A 16,494-nucleotide genomic window follows, 5' to 3' on the forward strand; every position below is an offset into this window, starting at 1 on the left:
AGAGTTTAGCATTTCGCTCCTGAAGCATTTTATTCTTGTTTTGAAGATTAAGTGGGGCGACGTGCATGTAAGCGGCGAGTTTCTGCGTCCAATGGCAGATGGTTTCATGCCGTCAGTTAACGCTTCGTCAAACGCTGTCAGGTTTGCTGTCTGATATGACCGCAGCCGGGAGCATTTTACACCATTCATGTTTATAGCTTTCGAGCGCGCGGCAAGTGCTAGGGAGGACCGTCGTAAAGGTTCTTTGTGGAATTGCATGATCGTTCATCGTCAGAATGGCGGCACCAAAGCTTGTGCCAGCGCTGTCAGGTGTTGCCAAAATGGTTTGATCATGGCGCAGTTGCGCAAGAAGCCCACACAAAGTCGGATTTTCGGCAAAGGGGCCTTCGATGACGATTGTTCCTGCTCCCTTGATCATATCCAGGCAGTAATCCGTCATGAGTGCGCAATAAAGGGTCGCCAATGCGGCTTCGTCTTTGGGTGTTTTGAGGGCGTGGCGGTTTTTTATGTACCCCGGGTGTTGGGCAAAGGGACCACCGGCATCCGCAAATGACGGAATGGCAAAGCAATCGTTGTCAATCAATCGGGTAATCGCTGCAGTTGTGGGTGTTTTCCGGTTGCCGTTCGCCAGAATGCCATATTCGCGCCCCCCCATGAAGCGCGCACTTGGCACCGCATTTCCGTTCAGATCAACATTGCAAAGTGTATCGCGTTCTTCGTTGAGTTCCGGTGTTGTTTTGCTGCCGATGGCAAAGCAAATGGTCCATGTTCCAGATGAGATCAGCGTGAAAGGCTGATCAAGGCGGTTGATCAGTGGCAGAAGCGATGCATTGCTGTCATGGATACCGCAATAGATTTGACAATCTTCTGGAATGCCTGTTTTACGGGCGATATCGGTTCGAATATGCCCAAGCACATCACCTGCCTTACGCATAGGTGGAAATTTTAGATCCCAGCCGCGTGATTTTGCCAGGTGGCTCCAGTCTTTTTGATGCGGGCGCCACAGGTCTGAGTGGCAGCCAAGGGATGTGACTTCGTTTGCTTTAACACCGCAAAGCTTCCAAGCCCAATATTGCGGAAAGGGCAAAAAGTCGTTTGTTTTTAACATTTGGTCAGCAAAGTTTTCTTCAAGTGCGAAAATCTGCCGACCAAAATTTAACCCGGCCGGAAGTCGAGGGCTTTGGCTTTGTTCAAAGGCATCGCGTATGGTGTCATAGGCGTGGTTGATGGTGTCTGGATAGGTGTTTTCGTAATCGGGGATTGGCAAGGCTAAACCTTCGTCGTTCAGGACCGCAACTGTTGCCCCATGCGTGGTGACAATGATCTTGCCGATTATAATGTCTTGGGATGCGGTATGCAGAGCCGATAGATAGAATTCCCACAAGCCATCCGTATCAAGGTGGCGATAGGGCGGGCCGTCAATCGAGCGATTGGGCCGATCCGTTTCAAACAGGATATGACCGCCCTGATGGTCCCAGACCACAAGTTTTGCATTGGTCTTGCCAATGTCAATCACGGCAATCGCGGATGGCTTGCTCATGGCAGATGGAACATTTCTATAAGCGGGTTACTGACCGGGCTGCCATCATCATTGGTTGCCATGATGTCGCCCATGAAACCCCACCAGCGTTGCATGACGTGGTGGTCTGGCAAGCTGTCCATCGTGTGATTGTCCGTGCGGTTTAATACGGCAAACAGGATGTTGGTCTGCTCATCTAAAAAGATGCTGTAATCTGATATGCCAGTATCGCGCAAAAGATTGCAAAGATCGGGCCATATTTCATCATGGCGTTTCTTGTATTCGCCAGCCTGACCGGGGTTTAGCTGCATTTTAAAGGCAATTTTCCCCATGATGCTAGTTCCGGCTGTTTGAGTGCATTTTGCGGGCTGCCCATATCCGGCGCCAGATGATCGGGGTGCCGATCACAAGGATTAAAAGAAGCCCGGTAAAGATGGACATGACGATGCCGGGCACATTCATAAGTCCCATGCCAAAGGTCACAAGCCCCATCAAGAAGACGGCGATAAAGACCCCGAAGATGCTGCCAGCCCCGCCAAGGATATTGACCCCGCCCAGAACAACCATGGTGATAACTTCAAGTTCCCATCCCGTGGCGATTGACGGGCGGGTTGACCCGATACGCGATGTCAAAAGGACGGCGGCAAGCCCGGCGAAAAGACCAACCAACGTAAACAAAAACAGTCGGTGACGTTTGACATTGATGCCTGAAAACAACGCTGCTGTGGGGTTGTTGCCAATCGCATAAACGCGTCGGCCAAAGGTTGTCTTGTGCAACAGAATGCCAAAACCAACCGCAAGCACAAGAAACAGGACGAACTCGAACGATAGAACACCCCAGACATAGCCCTGCCCGAAAAAGGCAAAATCGGACGGATAGCTGCGATAGACATCATCGCCCAGTACGATATAGGCAATACCGCGATACAGGCTCATGGTGCCGATGGTCACAACAATCGCCGGGATATCGAACTTGGTGATGATCCAGCCATTGATAAAGCCGGCAATCGTGCCAACGGCCATGCCGATGACCGCAAGTTCGATGGGGCCTGCTCCCATGGTATTGGCAAAGCCCATGGCAACGGATGCCAGTGCAATGGTTGACGCCACCGAAAGGTCGATATCGCGCGCAATGATCAAAAGCGCCATCGGCAGGGCAATAATTGCCTTTTCGGTGAAGTTGAATGTCGCGTCTGAAAGGCTCCATGGGTCAAGGAAATAGGGCGATATTTGCGTGTTGGTGAAAAACGCAATCGCGACAAAAAACATCAACAATGTTTCCCAGCGCATCAGCTTGCGGCGCAGGCCGTTATTCAGGTCGTCGGGAAGGTCCTTGGTCATCGGGTGTTTTAACACTTCTTCAGTCATTATCGATGTGCCTCCCTAAGGATGCGGCGGCCACCCCGTTTTTCGCTGCGTGAATTGATGATCACAGCCAGAACAATCACAAGCCCCGAAATTGCCAATTGCCAGAAGGGGGAAATGCCAATCACCGGCAGGGCATTATTGATCAGGCCAAGGAAGATAGCGCCAAGGGCGGCCCCCCAGATGGTACCAATGCCACCGGCAATGCTGATGCCGCCAATCACACAGGCCGCAACCACCTGAAGTTCAAAAGCAACGGCGACTTCGACATAGGCAACCGCATAACGCGATACCCAAAGGTAACCGCACATACCCGCAACCGCACCTGAAATGCAAAATGTAATGAATTGATATTTACCGACATTAAGCCCGCTATAAACCGCAGCCTTGGGGTTGCCACCAACCGCAAAGATCGACAATCCGGTTTTGGTGAAACGGGTAAAGACAAGCATGATTATGGTGACCGCAATCGCAATCCATGACAGCACAGTAAGGTCAAGGAAGGTTGCCCGCGGAAGGGCCAGAAATTGCGGCGTCATTTCATGGGCATTGACCCATTCACCGCCGCTTAGCAGAAAGACAAAGCCGCGATAGATGCTCATGGTGCCAAGGGTCACAACGATGGATGGAATGCCGACCAGCCAGACCAGAATTCCGTTAAACGCACCAAGAACACCACCAATGCCAATCGACATGATTAATGTGACAAGGGCGGGTGTATCGGGATAGGCGACGTTAATCAGGGCCACGCACATGCCGGTAAAGGCAATGTTCGATGCCACCGAAAGATCAATGCAGCGTGTTAAGATGACCAGCATCTGTGCGCAGGCCAGCATGATCAGGATCGCTGTGTCGTCAAATACTTCGGCCAGATTTCCAGGGCTTATAAAGAACGGCGCGGTCGAGCCAACACCGACCAGCATCAGAGCAATGATGCCAGCGAGTAACCATTCGCGATGCGAAATCAGTTTACCGATCAGGGATGTGTTTTTCATTTTATGATGCACCTGTCGCGGCGGTAACAATGGCCTCGGCTGTCATGTCATCGCGGTCAAAGCGCGCAACAATGCGACCTTCATGCATGACGATCACCCGGTCGGCCATACCCATGATTTCGGGCAATTCCGACGACACCATAATGACGGACAATCCTTGTGCGACCAGTTCACCCATGAACTTGTGAACCGCGGCCTTGGAACCGATATCAATCCCCTTGGTCGGTTCATCGACAATGATGACATTGGGATTGGTCGCCAGCCACTTGCCGATAACGACCTTTTGTTGGTTCCCGCCTGACAGGTTTTCAACATTTTCGCTCAGACTGGCGGCTTTTAGTTGAAGGCGGGTGGCGTATTTTCGCGCGACGTCATATTCGCGGGCCATGTCGATAAAGCCAGACCGTGATAATCCGCCAAGCTGGGGCAGGGTGATGTTTTGAAAAATCGGTAGGGTCAGGATTGTGCCCTGATGTTGGCGGTCTTCGGGGACGTAAACCAATCCCTGATCAATCGCGTCGCCGGGGTTGCGTGGTTTGAACGGTTTGTCATTCAAGTTCATGCTACCCGATGATGTCCGCGTCAGGCCAAAAAGCGCTTGCATGACTTCGCTGCGCCCGGCGCCGACAAGGCCATAAAACCCAAGGATTTCGCCTTTGCGCAGGTTAAAATCAATATCGTCAAATTCGGTCGGGTGGGACAGGCCGTTGACCGACATGACCGTATCGCCGATTTCGGTTTCGATTTTGGGATAGATCTGATTGACCGTGCGGCCGACCATCATCGCGACCAGATCGTCCTGGGTTACATCACTGATTTCACCGGCTCCGACGAATTGTCCGTCGCGAAATACGGTGTAACGGTCGCAAATTTCAAAAATCTCGTCGAACTTGTGGCTGATAAACAGGATTGCCTTGCCTTCGTCACGCAGGCGACGCACCAGACGGTAAAGTTCCTGAATCTCATGATGTGACAGGGACGCTGTTGGCTCATCCATGATGACGATATTGGAGTTGATCGATAGGGCCGCGGCAAAGGACACCAGATGTTTATGTGCGACACTGAGTTCACGCAACGGCAGGTCCGGGTCAATATTGACATCCAAATATTCCAGAAGCGTTTTGGCGCGTGTGCGCATCAGCTTCCAGTCCAGCAGGCCGAACATGTTGCGGCTTTGATTGTTGATAAAGATATTCTCGGTCACCGTCAGTTCATCAAACATGACGGCTTCCTGATGAATGGCCGAAATCCCGTGGCGTTTGGCATCTGTTGCGGCCTGCATCGTGACGGGCTTGTCATCAATCAGGATATCACCACCATCGGGCGCATAGATGCCAGTTAGCACTTTGACCAATGTTGATTTTCCGGCGCCGTTTTCACCGATCAGGGCGGTTACCTGACCGGGATAAAGTTGCAATTCAACACCGTCGAGTGCCTTGACCCCCGGAAATGTCTTGGAAATATTGCGCAGTTCAAGAACAGGCCTGTTCATGGTCTTCAAGCCTTTAAGTCTGGATCGGGAAAGTTTGCTGTCAGGCGGTTGCGAACGCCCACAGATCCGCGATCGGAAAAAGAGTGGCGGAAACGCCTATAGGGAGGATAAGGGTTTCCGCCAGTTCCGTGCTCTGGATCAGAAGATGTCAGCAAACTTGTGAACGTTTGATGCGTCATAGATGAACGGATCGGACATGGCGCCATTGCCGTCCTTGTCAAAGGAAATGGTCCCCATGCGGCCAGCTTTGATCATCATGTGTTCATCGTCCTGGGTTAATTGATAGGCAATCATCATTGCCGAATAGCCCAGATCAATCGGGTTCCAGATGGCAAAGCTTTTGACCGAGCCGGCGTCAACATGACCGGCAAGTTCCGATGGCAGGCCAAGACCGGTGACAAAGACTTTGCCGACTTTTCCCTGATCTTCAACAGCCTGTGCCGCGGCAACAATGCCGACTGACGTCGGGGCAACGATGACTTTAAGATCGGGGTGTTTTTTTAGAAGGGCGACGGTTTCGCGATAGGATTTATCGGCAAGGTCATCGCCATATACCGTGTCGACGAGTTTAAGCTGACTGTAATCAGGCAGCACTTTTTTCATCTCGTCGATCCAGATGTTCTGGTTGGTTGATGTCGGGGTCGCCGACAGAATTGCGATGTCCCCACCACCATCACCGGCAACATCGGCGGCCAGTTTGATGCACATCGCACCGATCAGTGCGTTGCTGGATGGGTTCAGGTGCACAATGCGCGCATCATCGGCAACACCACTATCCCATGAAATAACCTTAATACCGCGATCCATTGCGCGTTTGAGGATCGGGGCAAGTGCGTCGGGGTCATTTGCTGATACCGCGATTGCATCGACGCGCTGAGACATCAGGGCATTGATGCTTTCAATCTGGCCTTCGGCGGTGGTGGATGTCGGGCCAGTATAGATAACCTCGGCATTGCCGATTTCCTTGGCGGCTTCCATTGCACCGTCGCGGGCGGCTTCAAAGAAACCATTGCCAAGCGATTTAACCACAAGACCAACCCGTACCGGATCGGCGGCCTGTGCCGAAACACTTGCCATCCCCATGGCAAAGATGGCCGCAGCCATCAAAGACTTCTTGAACTTCATAACGTTTCCTCCGTGATAAATGTTGCTTTTATTGTTGGCAAACGCACAGGGATCTTTTGTCCCTTTTGGGTTATGCGCTTGCCGTGTTGTGGTCTTCTTCTCTTGCTTTGACGACGACAATGTTGACGCCCGCACGTTCAATCATCGTGCGGTCTTCATCGCGAATACCGTCATCGGTAATCAGGGTGTCGATATTGTCCAGACGGCATAGGAACATATTGCTGCGCTGGGAAAACTTGCTGCTGTCGATCATCACCACCAGTTTTTCGGCCTGTGCGATCAGGCGCTGTTCGGACTGGATGATCATGGGATCGCTTTCCATTAATCCCATTGAATTGATGCCCTGTGCGCCGACAAATGCCTTGGACGCATAAAAGTTATGGATCACGTCACTTTCGAACGGGCTTAAGATAATGTTCTGTTCGCGGTAAATCGTCCCGCCGGGGACAACCACGCTGTTTTCGCTGTGCTTGGTCAGAAAATCCGCCAGCGGGAACGAGTTGGTCAGAACCTGCATCTTTGTTGTTTTAAGCAGCGGGGCCATTTGATAGGTGGTTGACCCGCCGTGAATGATAATCGAATCGCCCGGTTCGCACATTTCAACTGCCTTGGCGGCAATTGCCGATTTTTGCGCAACATTAAGCGTCTTTGTCACAAAGAATGGACGGCCTAGCAAATGCTGGCTGGTGACCGGATTGATGGCTTCTGCGCCGCCCCGGATACGGCGCAGCTTGCCGTCTTCGTCAAGGGCAGCAATATCGCGACGGATGGTGGCCTCGGAAACATCCAGCATTTCAACAAGCTGGACGACCGTGACCACCGGTCGTTCTCCGACTGCGCGCAAGATCAATCTATGTCGTTCACGTTCATGCATATTTGAGGGCTCCGTTTGTCTGATATTCGCGCAATTTCGATCATTGTCAAACATAAAATGTCATAATAGATCGTATTGCGGTGCAATATTGAAAGAAAATGACCGTTTATGATTGACTGTGATCGAAATCCGGGTTACTTGCTTGAAAAAAATGGGAGGCGGCAATCGCATTTCTAGCAGACCGCCATGTATAACGTCCAAGCGATAGGTTATCGGATCATGTCCTCTGTTCCTTCAGGCACTCTTCTTCCAAACAAATGGAATGCAGAACACGCAGCGGGCTTAAGCGAGCCTGAGCGATTGCTGTATCGTTCCAATCTGCTTGGTTCGGATTTGCGCATCACAAACTTTGGTGGTGGCAATACCTCGGCCAAGGTTTGGCAAAAAGATCCGCTTGGGGGTGGGGATGTCGAAATCTTGTGGGTTAAGGGGTCGGGCGGTGACGTCGGCAGCATGAAGCTGGACGGTTTTTCGACTCTTTATATGGATAAGCTGCGCGCGCTCAAAGGTCTGTATCGCGGCGAGGAATTCGAAGACGAAATGGTGGCCTATCTGCCCCATTGTACCTTTAACCTTAATCCGCGTGCGGCGAGTATTGATACGCCCCTCCATGCCTATATCGATAAGCCCCATGTTGATCACATGCACCCCGATGCCGTGATTGCAATTGCCGCGGCCAAGGACAGTCGCACGATCACGCAGGAAATTTATGGTGATGATATTGGTTGGTTACCGTGGAGGCGCCCGGGCTATCAGCTTGGTCTGATGCTTGAGGCATATTTTAATGACAACCCCAATAGCAAGGGGGTCGTTCTTGAAAGTCACGGCTTGTTCACTTGGGGGGACAGCGCCAAGGAATGCTACGACATCACGATTGATATCATCAACAAAGCAATTGTCTGGTTCGATGCGAAAACCGACGGTGTTGAAATATTTGGCGGTGTACGCCATCAAAGCCTTGATGCCCAAACCCGCCATTCGATCGCATCGACCCTGATGCCGCGTGTTCGCAGTTTCATTGATGCCAGTGAACGCAAGATCGGCCATTTCAATGACAGTGATGCGGTGTTGGAATTTGTTAACTCCAACAAGCTGAACGAACTTGCCGCCCTTGGCACATCCTGCCCGGACCATTTCCTGCGTACAAAAATTCGCCCGATCATCATCGATTTTGATCCGAAAAATCCCAATTTGGATGCGGTAATCGATGGACTGGCTGATGCCTTTGCCGCTTATCGCGAAGATTACAAATCCTATTACACACGTTGTAAACACGATAACAGCCCGGCGATCCGTGATCCCAATCCGGTGATTTATCTGATCCCGGGGGTCGGGATGTTGTCCTTTGCCAAGGACAAGGCAACAGCGCGTATTGCGGGTGAGTTTTATGTCAATGCGATCAATGTGATGCGCGGTTCTGACACGGTTAGCACCTATATGGGGCTGGACGAGCAGGAAGCCTTTGATATTGAATATTGGTTGCTTGAAGAAGCCAAATTACAGCGCATGCCCAAAGCTAAAAGTCTGGCCGGTCGTGTGGCTGTGGTGACCGGTGGGGCCGGGGGCATTGGCAAGGCAACTTGTGGCCGATTGCTGCAGGAAGGCGCCTGTGTTGTTGCCTGCGATATCGACACCGATGGACTTGCTGGCGCGGTTGCTGATTTACAGGGCGTATTTGGCAAGGATCAGGTGCGCGGTCTTCCGGTGAATGTCACCAGCGAAGAATCGGTGATTAAACTGATGCATGACAGCTGCGCTGAATTTGGCGGGATCGATATTTTGGTGTCCAATGCCGGGATTTCATCGGCAGCCCCGATTGACGAAACCAGTCTGGAAGTCTGGCAGCGTAATATGGATATCCTTTCGACCGGATATTTCCTTGTTGCGCGCGAAGCATTTAAGATCATGAAGCTGCAAAAACGTTCCGCCAGTATGGTGTTTGTCGCATCGAAAAATGGTTTGGTGGCATCGCCGGGGGCATCTGCCTATTGCACGGCAAAGGCATCCGAAATTCATCTGGCGCGGTGTTTGGCGCTGGAAGGCGCGCCGTTTGGCATTCGGGTTAATGTGGTCAACCCGGATGCGGTGCTGCGCGGGTCGAAAATCTGGTCGGGGGAATGGCGTGAACAGCGTGCCAAGGCCTATGATATGGCGCCTGATCAGCTTGAAGAACATTATCGTCAGCGTAGCATGCTGAAACTAAGCGTTCTGCCCGAAGACATTGCCGAGGCAATCTATTTCCTTGCGTCGGACAATGCAGCAAAATCGACGGGAAATGTGGTTAATGTTGATGCCGGTCACGCACCGTCCTTCACCCGCTAAACAAATACAGGGCTGCAAATAAACAGCCCGGGAGGAACCCAAATGTCTTCACAGGCCCCCATTTCTGTCGATTTGATTGCCGAACAAAATGATGTCGGGATTGCCGCACTTGAAAGCGACTATAGCGCGCTTGGTACACAGCTTTCGCGGCGCGGGATTGATATTGATGTACTGACCAAGGCGGCGGTTGATTTTGCTGTTGCCATTCCGTCATGGGGCGTGGGTACGGGGGGGACACGCTTTGCCCGTTTTCCCGGTATGGGTGAGCCGCGCAATATTTTTGAAAAGCTGGCCGATTGTGCGGTGATCCAACAGTTGGGCCGGGCAACTCCGACCGTGTCGCTGCATATTCCGTGGGACAAGGTTGATGACCTGTCTGAATTGCGTGAAATCGCGTCGGGCTATGGTCTTGGCTTTGATGCGATGAATTCCAACACGTTTCAGGATCAGGATGATCAGAACCGGTCTTATAAGTTCGGAAGTCTTAGCCATACGGACGCGGCAGTGCGCGAACAGGCGGTTGCGCATAATCTTGAATGTATTGAAATTGGCAAAGCGCTTGGTTCAAGGGCGCTGACCGTCTGGATCGGGGATGGCACGAATTTCCCCGGTCAGCAAAGCTTTACACGCAGTTTTGAACGTTATCTGGATGCGATGAAGTCGGTCTATGCCGGTGTGCCCGATGACTGGAAATTGTTCATTGAGCATAAGATATTTGAACCGGCGTTTTATTCCACAGTCATTCAGGATTGGGGCAGTAACTATCTGGCGGCAACCGAACTTGGGCCAAAGGCATCCTGCCTTGTTGATCTTGGGCACCATGCGCCAAATGTGAATATTGAAATGATTGTGGCGCGTTTGTTCCAGTTCGGAAAACTTGGTGGGTTCCATTTCAATGACAGCAAATATGGCGATGACGACCTCGATAGCGGATCGATCAATCCCTATCAGCTGTTTTTGGTGTTTAACGAGCTGGTTGACGCGAAACGTCGTGCTCCTGAAAAGTTTGATCCGGCTTATATGCTGGATCAATCACACAATGTCACCGATCCGATTGAAAGCCTGATTGCAAGTGCGATTGAAGTTCAACGTGCCTATGTGCAGGCACTGCTTGTCGACCGGACTGCATTGGAAGGTTATCAGAACGAAAACGATGTGATGATGGCCAATCGCACGCTTAAACAGGCCTATAACACCGACGTCTCGCCGATCCTTGCCATGGCGCGTCAGAAATCAGGCGGCGCGATTGACCCAATTGTTGCCTATCGCAAGGCCGGTTACCGTGCCGACGTCGCCAAGATACGTCCGGCCAGCAAAGGAAGCGGCGGCGGTATCGTGTAGTTGCAGATCAGCTTGCTGATGATAAATGTGCGCTTTTCTGCCGCTTAACAACAATACTTAAAAAGATAGCCTTTTCGCCGCCTTGAATAAGCTACCTTGCGGCAGAAACCACGACCTCGATGAGGGTGTCTTTACCAAGCTCTGCAACACCGATTGTTGCCCGTGTTGGCAGATATTTTGCAGGAAGCCATTCAAGCCAAGCTTCATTCATTCTGTCTTTTGCAGCAAAGTCAGAAATGTAAATCATGGCAGTCAGCAAATTTTCTTTCGAGGACCCTGCTTCGGCAAGAAGCGTGTCAATTTTTGCGCAAATTTCTTCCGTCTGGCCCTTCATGTTCTTGCTTTTGTCGTCGGCTACCAAACCACCGAAATAAAGCACACCATCACATCATTAGACGATGAATATTTCCAGATTATTTGTTCATTGCAGGTTCAAGAATGGATCGGAATTCGGCGTGTGATCGGATCACTTCTTGAGCTCCGGCTGTTTTCAGGCGCGTGGCGTGGGAGTCTGAGGTCGTTGATAGGTGACCTCCGCCGACAAAGCCGATACAGGGCATGCCGGCACGCCGGGCTGCTATTGTTCCGGAGAATGAATCTTCAAGAACGATGCATTTATTGGTGAACACACCAAGCTGATTTGCTGCAAACAGGAAAATGTCGGGTTCGGGTTTTCCAATGCAAACGGATTCTGCGCTGAATGCCCTGCCTTTAAAACGTTCGGTCAGGGAAATGCATTCAAGTGCAAAACTCAGGCGGTGATAGGAACTTCCAGATGCTATGCAATATTTGACGTTTTCCGCATCGAGCCAGTCAAGAAGTTCGATGGCTCCGCTAACCGGTTCGAGTTCCTGTTCGTATCTTGTGAAGAGTCTTTCATACCAAGTGGCGTGAAATTCGTTTTGGACATTTTTTCCGGTGTGTTCGGTGACGAAGCTCGTGATTTGAGGCAGAGACGCACCAAGGAATTTCTCAATCAAAGCAGGCATTTCAACTTCGATGCCATATTCGTGCAAAAGAATTTGAAGTTCTGCCAAGGCAATGGTTTCACTGTTCGCCAGGACGCCGTCAAAATCAAAAATTATTGATGGCTTCATTCAAGTTTTTCCAAAATTAGTTCGGCAGTAATATCGTCTGTGACAAGTGTTGTAACGAGGCCGCGTCGAATGGCGGCGATGATGATTTCGACTTTATGTTTGCCCGCAGCGGCAAGCACGCGTTCGGGAACTTTTGAAAGTTCTTCTAGATCCATTCCAACAGCACAGCTGTTGATTTCATGATCAATTTCATTTCCATGAGCATTGAGAAAGCGGCCCAGAATATCACCGACCGCGCCTTTTGCCGCCAGATCGTCTGCGGTCACGTGCGGCGGGACTGCCGAAGACATTAGAAATGACTTATCAGACAGGTCGCCAGCGACCAGAACGGCAACATCTAAAATGGTTAGCTTTTTGAGATGGCGTTGAAAAACGGCATCAGAAAGAAAAATTGAACGATCCGCACTTGGTGAAAGATAAATGGGGGCAGCGAATAGCGCATATTTTGCCCCCAGACGGTCGGCAAAGCCGGAAGCAACACCAAATGCGTTGAACGATGCACCTTCCGAAGTTCCCCCGATCATTGACACAATTTCAACTTCGGGCAGGGAAAGGCGCGGTAGCCGTGTGATCGTATTTTTAAGGGTCATCCCCCAGGAAACACCGATTGATTTCCATTGGCCTTCTCGCAATCCGTTGGCAAGAAGTGCCGCAAGCGCCGCGCCAACTGGTTGATGATAGTCGTGAGCTTCGCGATTGGCGGGAGCAACAATAACTTCGGCAAGATCTAGTCGATTTTTAAGCCTCTGCTGCAGAGATAGTCGCGTTGTATGGAACGATTGAATTTCCACCCTTACCAGTCCGGTTTCACGGGCGGTCTTGATTGCCTGATTGACCCTTAGGCGTGTAATGCCAAGAAGGCGAGCGACCTCAGACTGTGTCATCTCGTTGATAAAATAATGCCAGCAAACCTCAGCCAAAAAGGCTTCACTTTCACTGTCGTTATGTAATTCGTTTGACATCCTCTGCCCCGGAAATTTGGCGTTATAAATGCGCTTTACTGCCCTATATCCATTTGTAAATCAATAGTTACAAATGGATATTTACACTTGTATTTAATATTTATCAATTGTAAATGTGTTCGGGCTGGGAATATCCACAATGTATCGACCTGGCTCAGACAAGGCCGAATAAAGGTCGAAATGGGAGGAAAAAATGATCAAACGCTTATTGGCTACTACGTTGGTGTCTCTTGTCATTGCACAGCCGGCAATGGCCGATTTCTGGTCTGATGCGGCCGCCGATCTTAAAGGAGAAACCATCCGGGGTGTTTCAGAAAGCACCCCCCCCTCGAACTATGTCCGGGATGTTTTGGCGCCAGCCTTTACCGAGGCAACGGGCATCAAGGTTGAGTTCGAGACGACGTCCTGGGATCAGATGTACGATAAGGCCATCAAGGATATGGAGGCCAATTCGGGCATCTATGATTTTGTCTATATCGAACAGGACATCATCTATTCCTACCTTGCGCGGGATTTTCTGGTCGACCTTTCCGAAGCTCTTGCGAACAAGCCGGAATTGAAGTCAGCAGATTTTAGTTTCGATGATTTCACTACCTTCATCGACAATTTCCGTAATGAAAACGGTGATGTCTTCGGTGTGCCAATGGAAGCCTTTATCAAGGTTTATCTGTACCGCAAGGATCTGTTCGAAAACCCAAAAGAGCAGGCTGCTTTTAAGGAAAAGTACGGATACGATTTGGCTCCGGCGAAAAACTTTGAACAATATCGTGACATTGCCGAGTTTTTCACCCGTCCGGGCGATCAGCTTTGGGGGACGACGGTTCAGGCAGCTTCCGGTCATCCCGCGTCCTTCTATGAATTCTTCGAATCAATTGCGCCGACCTATGGTGTTTATAACTGGGGTATCAATCTGGATGCCGGTGCCGCATCTGTTGAAAATGGCGGGCAGATGAATTCGGAGCTCGCAAAGCAGGCATTGGCCTATTGGGTTAGTTTGCTTGATTTTGCACCGCCCGAAGCAACCGCATCCACCTGGGATGAAGTCGCATCCACCTTTGCGGCGGGCCGGGCGGCTCAGGGTTGGGTCTATGGTGAAAATGCAGCCTGGATTGCCACCAATCCCGAAAAGTCTACCGTGGTCGGAAAAGTCGGTGTGACCTTGCCGCCAATGAATGACGGCGTGATGGCCGATGCCGAAGCTGGCAAAGGATATATCGGTTATTACGATGGTGGTGCCTTTGGTATCCCGTATTCTTCCAAGCGAAAAGATGCAGCGTTGCTTTGGCTTGAATATATCGGACAGCCTTCGGTACAGGCCGATTGGGCGCTTGCCGGTTCGCGTGTTGTACATCAGGCAACCTATGATGATCCAAAGGTGCTTGCCCAGGATGCCAAAGCCGATGGCTATTTCACGTTGATGAAGGAAAAGGGCTACCTGTTTAAAGGTGCGCCTGAATATCCATTCCACGCCCAGGTGCGCGAAGCTGTTGCTCCGTTCATTTACGAAGCGATCATCGGTCAGCTTTCGGCAGATGAGGCACTCGACAAAGCAGCTGCCGCTGCGGATGCCGAATTGAAGCAACTCGGTTACAGCAAGAAGTGATCCATTGACTGCAAATCCGGCGGGGTTATTGCCCCGCCGGATTGAAACCATTCGACCGGAGACTTGCCGTAATGCGAAATTCGACCACAGGCTGGCTGCTGATTGCGCCGACGCTTTTTATTCTGTTTATTACCGGACTATTGCCATTTCTATATGTTCTGGTCGTGTCCTTCTTTGATTGGAACACTTTTGCGGTTAACCCGGATCCGCATTTTTCCGGAGTTGAGAACTTTCGCAGGTTGGTGTTCGACGAAGCATTTCTGTATTCGATCTGGCTGACGTTGAAATTCACCTTTTTTGTTGTAACCAGCCAACTTGTGATCGGGTTTGGCCTTGCCAAACTGCTTAGTCGCAATGTCCCGTTCAAAGGGGTGTTTCGGACGATCCACACGTTGCCGTTGATGGTTGCTCCGATTGCGGTGGGGGCAACTTGGCGTCTCCTGACAATCCCCGGCCTCGGTCCAATTCCGCATTTCCTGCAGAAATGGTTTGATGTCTCTTATATTCTTTCGCGGTTTCCTGATCAGGCATTTATTACCGTCGTGCTGATGGATATCTGGCACTGGACGCCGTTGGTAACGCTAACATTGCTAGCCGGTCTTTCCAATTTGCCCAGAGAACCGATCGAGCAGGCGCGCATAGACGGTGCCCGCGAATGGCAGATTTTCTGGGACATCATCCTGCCGTTCATGAAGCCGGTTTTACTGACCACGGTCTTTATTCGTCTGATGGATGCATTACGGACTGTCGATGAGGTCTGGATGCTGACAGGTGGTGGTCCGGGTGCTGAAACACGTTTCATTGGCCTGCATATTTGGCGCGTGGTCTTTCCCAAAACCGACTACGGCTATGGTTCTGCGATGTCGCTGCTGGCGCTTTATATGACCATTGTCATTTGCTGGCTGCTTTATGTCGCGATGACAGGCATGAAGGATAACAAACAATGACCCGCAGTTTTATACGTTCACCTTTGATGACCTTCGTATTCTGGCTGGTCCTGTCATTCATGACCTTGTTTCCGGTTTGGTGGATGTTTCTTGTATCAGTTCGCCAGCGTGTCGACCTGTTTGGTACGCCGAGCTTTCTGCTTGATGTTTCGCGGATGACCTGGGGAAACTACCAAGCGGTTTTGTCCAATCCGACATTCCAGAAATATATGATTAATTCCCTGATCGTCTCCACATCCAATGCGGTTCTGGTTTCTGTTCTGGGGTTGCTGGCAGCCTATGCCATGTCACGCTACAAACTGGTAGGTAAGGACAACATCTTTTTCTGGGTGCTGACCAATCGTATGGCACCACCAGCGGTGTTCCTTCTGCCACTTTTCCTGATGTTTACCTTGTGGTTCCGGGTTGGCGACTGGTCCTTGTTCGACACGCGTCTGGGACTGGTTCTTCTGTACTGCGTGTTTAACCTGCCTTTTGCCTTCTGGCTTTTGCAGGGGATTGTCGATGGTATCCCGAGGGAACTTGACGAAGCAGCATATGTTGACGGCGCGTCAACCTTTACCGTGTTGACAACAATCATCTTTCCGTTGGCAAAGCCGGGGCTTGCGGTCACTGCGATCCTGACCTGGGTTTTTGCCTGGAATGAGTATTTGTTTGCATCCACGCTGACATCGGTTGATGCGCGGACCATCACCACGGGCCTTGCAGAATTCGTCACTGTAACGGGTACGAACTGGGGGCAATTGGCCGCAGTTGCCATGCTCACACTTCTTCCCGCAGCACTCGTTCTTGCGCTTGTCCAGCGGCATATTGTTGCAGGGCTTACCTTTGGCGCAGTGAAAGGATGATGTG

At 51.0% G+C, this 16,494-nt stretch carries 15 protein-coding genes; 5 read left to right on the forward strand and 10 right to left on the reverse strand.

Annotated features, from left to right (window positions below):
* Positions 1–127 precede the first annotated feature (127 nt).
* From TALK_RS03375 to TALK_RS03405, 7 genes are all read right to left on the reverse strand, one after another.
* Complete coding sequence (locus tag TALK_RS03375) at positions 128–1,540, reverse strand: FGGY-family carbohydrate kinase (RefSeq protein WP_085615889.1); 1,413 nt, start codon at positions 1,538–1,540, stop codon at positions 128–130.
* On the reverse strand, positions 1,537–1,851 hold the full coding sequence (rhaM, locus tag TALK_RS03380; protein ID WP_085615891.1) for an L-rhamnose mutarotase: 315 nt from the start codon (positions 1,849–1,851) through the stop codon (positions 1,537–1,539). The genes TALK_RS03375 and rhaM overlap by 4 nt, the downstream gene beginning before the upstream one ends.
* Positions 1,852–1,855: 4 nt before the next feature.
* Positions 1,856–2,887, reverse strand: coding sequence for an ABC transporter permease (locus tag TALK_RS03385; protein ID WP_085615893.1), 1,032 nt, complete (start codon positions 2,885–2,887; stop codon positions 1,856–1,858).
* Entirely contained in the window at positions 2,887–3,879 is a 993-nt protein-coding gene (locus TALK_RS03390) for an ABC transporter permease (RefSeq protein ID WP_085615895.1), read from the reverse strand. Before TALK_RS03390 ends, TALK_RS03385 begins: the two co-directional genes overlap by 1 nt.
* Position 3,880: 1 nt before the next feature.
* Complete coding sequence (locus TALK_RS03395; RefSeq protein ID WP_085615897.1) at positions 3,881–5,371, reverse strand: sugar ABC transporter ATP-binding protein; 1,491 nt, start codon at positions 5,369–5,371, stop codon at positions 3,881–3,883.
* Between the two features lie 138 nt (positions 5,372–5,509).
* Positions 5,510–6,496 (reverse strand): rhamnose ABC transporter substrate-binding protein, encoded by a 987-nt coding sequence (gene rhaS, locus TALK_RS03400; RefSeq protein WP_085615899.1) that lies wholly within the window; start codon positions 6,494–6,496, stop codon positions 5,510–5,512.
* Between the two features lie 70 nt (positions 6,497–6,566).
* The gene (locus tag TALK_RS03405) at positions 6,567–7,424 is read right to left on the reverse strand and encodes a DeoR/GlpR family DNA-binding transcription regulator (RefSeq protein ID WP_342746132.1); all 858 of its coding nucleotides are present in this window, start codon (positions 7,422–7,424) and stop codon (positions 6,567–6,569) included.
* A gap of 165 nt (positions 7,425–7,589) precedes the next feature.
* Here TALK_RS03405 and TALK_RS03410 point away from each other — a divergent pair, with 165 nt between their 5' ends.
* Together TALK_RS03410 and rhaI are read left to right on the forward strand one after the other, a co-directional pair.
* Positions 7,590–9,692, forward strand: a complete 2,103-nt coding sequence (locus tag TALK_RS03410; RefSeq protein WP_085615903.1) for a bifunctional rhamnulose-1-phosphate aldolase/short-chain dehydrogenase — start codon at positions 7,590–7,592, stop codon at positions 9,690–9,692.
* Positions 9,693–9,734: 42 nt separating this feature from the next.
* The gene (gene rhaI, locus TALK_RS03415) at positions 9,735–11,033 is read left to right on the forward strand and encodes an L-rhamnose catabolism isomerase (protein ID WP_085615905.1); all 1,299 of its coding nucleotides are present in this window, start codon (positions 9,735–9,737) and stop codon (positions 11,031–11,033) included.
* A gap of 91 nt (positions 11,034–11,124) precedes the next feature.
* Here the strand turns inward: rhaI and TALK_RS03420 are convergent, their stop codons facing one another.
* The 3 genes from TALK_RS03420 to TALK_RS03430 are packed head-to-tail and all read right to left on the reverse strand — an operon-like array spanning position 11,125 to position 13,092.
* Entirely contained in the window at positions 11,125–11,412 is a 288-nt protein-coding gene (locus TALK_RS03420) for a RidA family protein (protein WP_245829645.1), read from the reverse strand.
* Positions 11,413–11,446: 34 nt separating this feature from the next.
* Positions 11,447–12,130: an HAD family hydrolase gene (locus TALK_RS03425; RefSeq protein ID WP_085615907.1), complete on the reverse strand. Its 684-nt coding sequence runs from the start codon at positions 12,128–12,130 to the stop codon at positions 11,447–11,449.
* Positions 12,127–13,092 carry a sugar-binding transcriptional regulator gene (locus TALK_RS03430; RefSeq protein ID WP_085615909.1) on the reverse strand — a complete coding sequence of 322 codons (966 nt, stop codon included), beginning with the start codon at positions 13,090–13,092 and terminating at the stop codon, positions 12,127–12,129. The genes TALK_RS03425 and TALK_RS03430 overlap by 4 nt, the downstream gene beginning before the upstream one ends.
* A 193-nt stretch (positions 13,093–13,285) precedes the next feature.
* On the opposite strand from TALK_RS03430, the gene TALK_RS03435 reads away from it, so the two are divergent.
* From TALK_RS03435 to TALK_RS03445, 3 genes are all read left to right on the forward strand, one after another.
* Complete coding sequence (locus TALK_RS03435) at positions 13,286–14,695, forward strand: ABC transporter substrate-binding protein (protein ID WP_085615911.1); 1,410 nt, start codon at positions 13,286–13,288, stop codon at positions 14,693–14,695.
* Positions 14,696–14,766: 71 nt separating this feature from the next.
* Positions 14,767–15,642, forward strand: coding sequence for a carbohydrate ABC transporter permease (locus TALK_RS03440; protein ID WP_085615913.1), 876 nt, complete (start codon positions 14,767–14,769; stop codon positions 15,640–15,642).
* A complete protein-coding gene (locus TALK_RS03445) occupies positions 15,639–16,490 on the forward strand; it encodes a carbohydrate ABC transporter permease (RefSeq protein WP_085615915.1) in 852 nt (283 codons plus the stop codon). The genes TALK_RS03440 and TALK_RS03445 overlap by 4 nt, the downstream gene beginning before the upstream one ends.
* The last annotated feature ends 4 nt before the right edge of the window (positions 16,491–16,494 follow it).

Origin of the sequence: Thalassospira alkalitolerans (assembly GCF_002115745.1) — a bacterium.
GTDB lineage: Bacteria > Pseudomonadota > Alphaproteobacteria > Rhodospirillales > Thalassospiraceae > Thalassospira > Thalassospira alkalitolerans.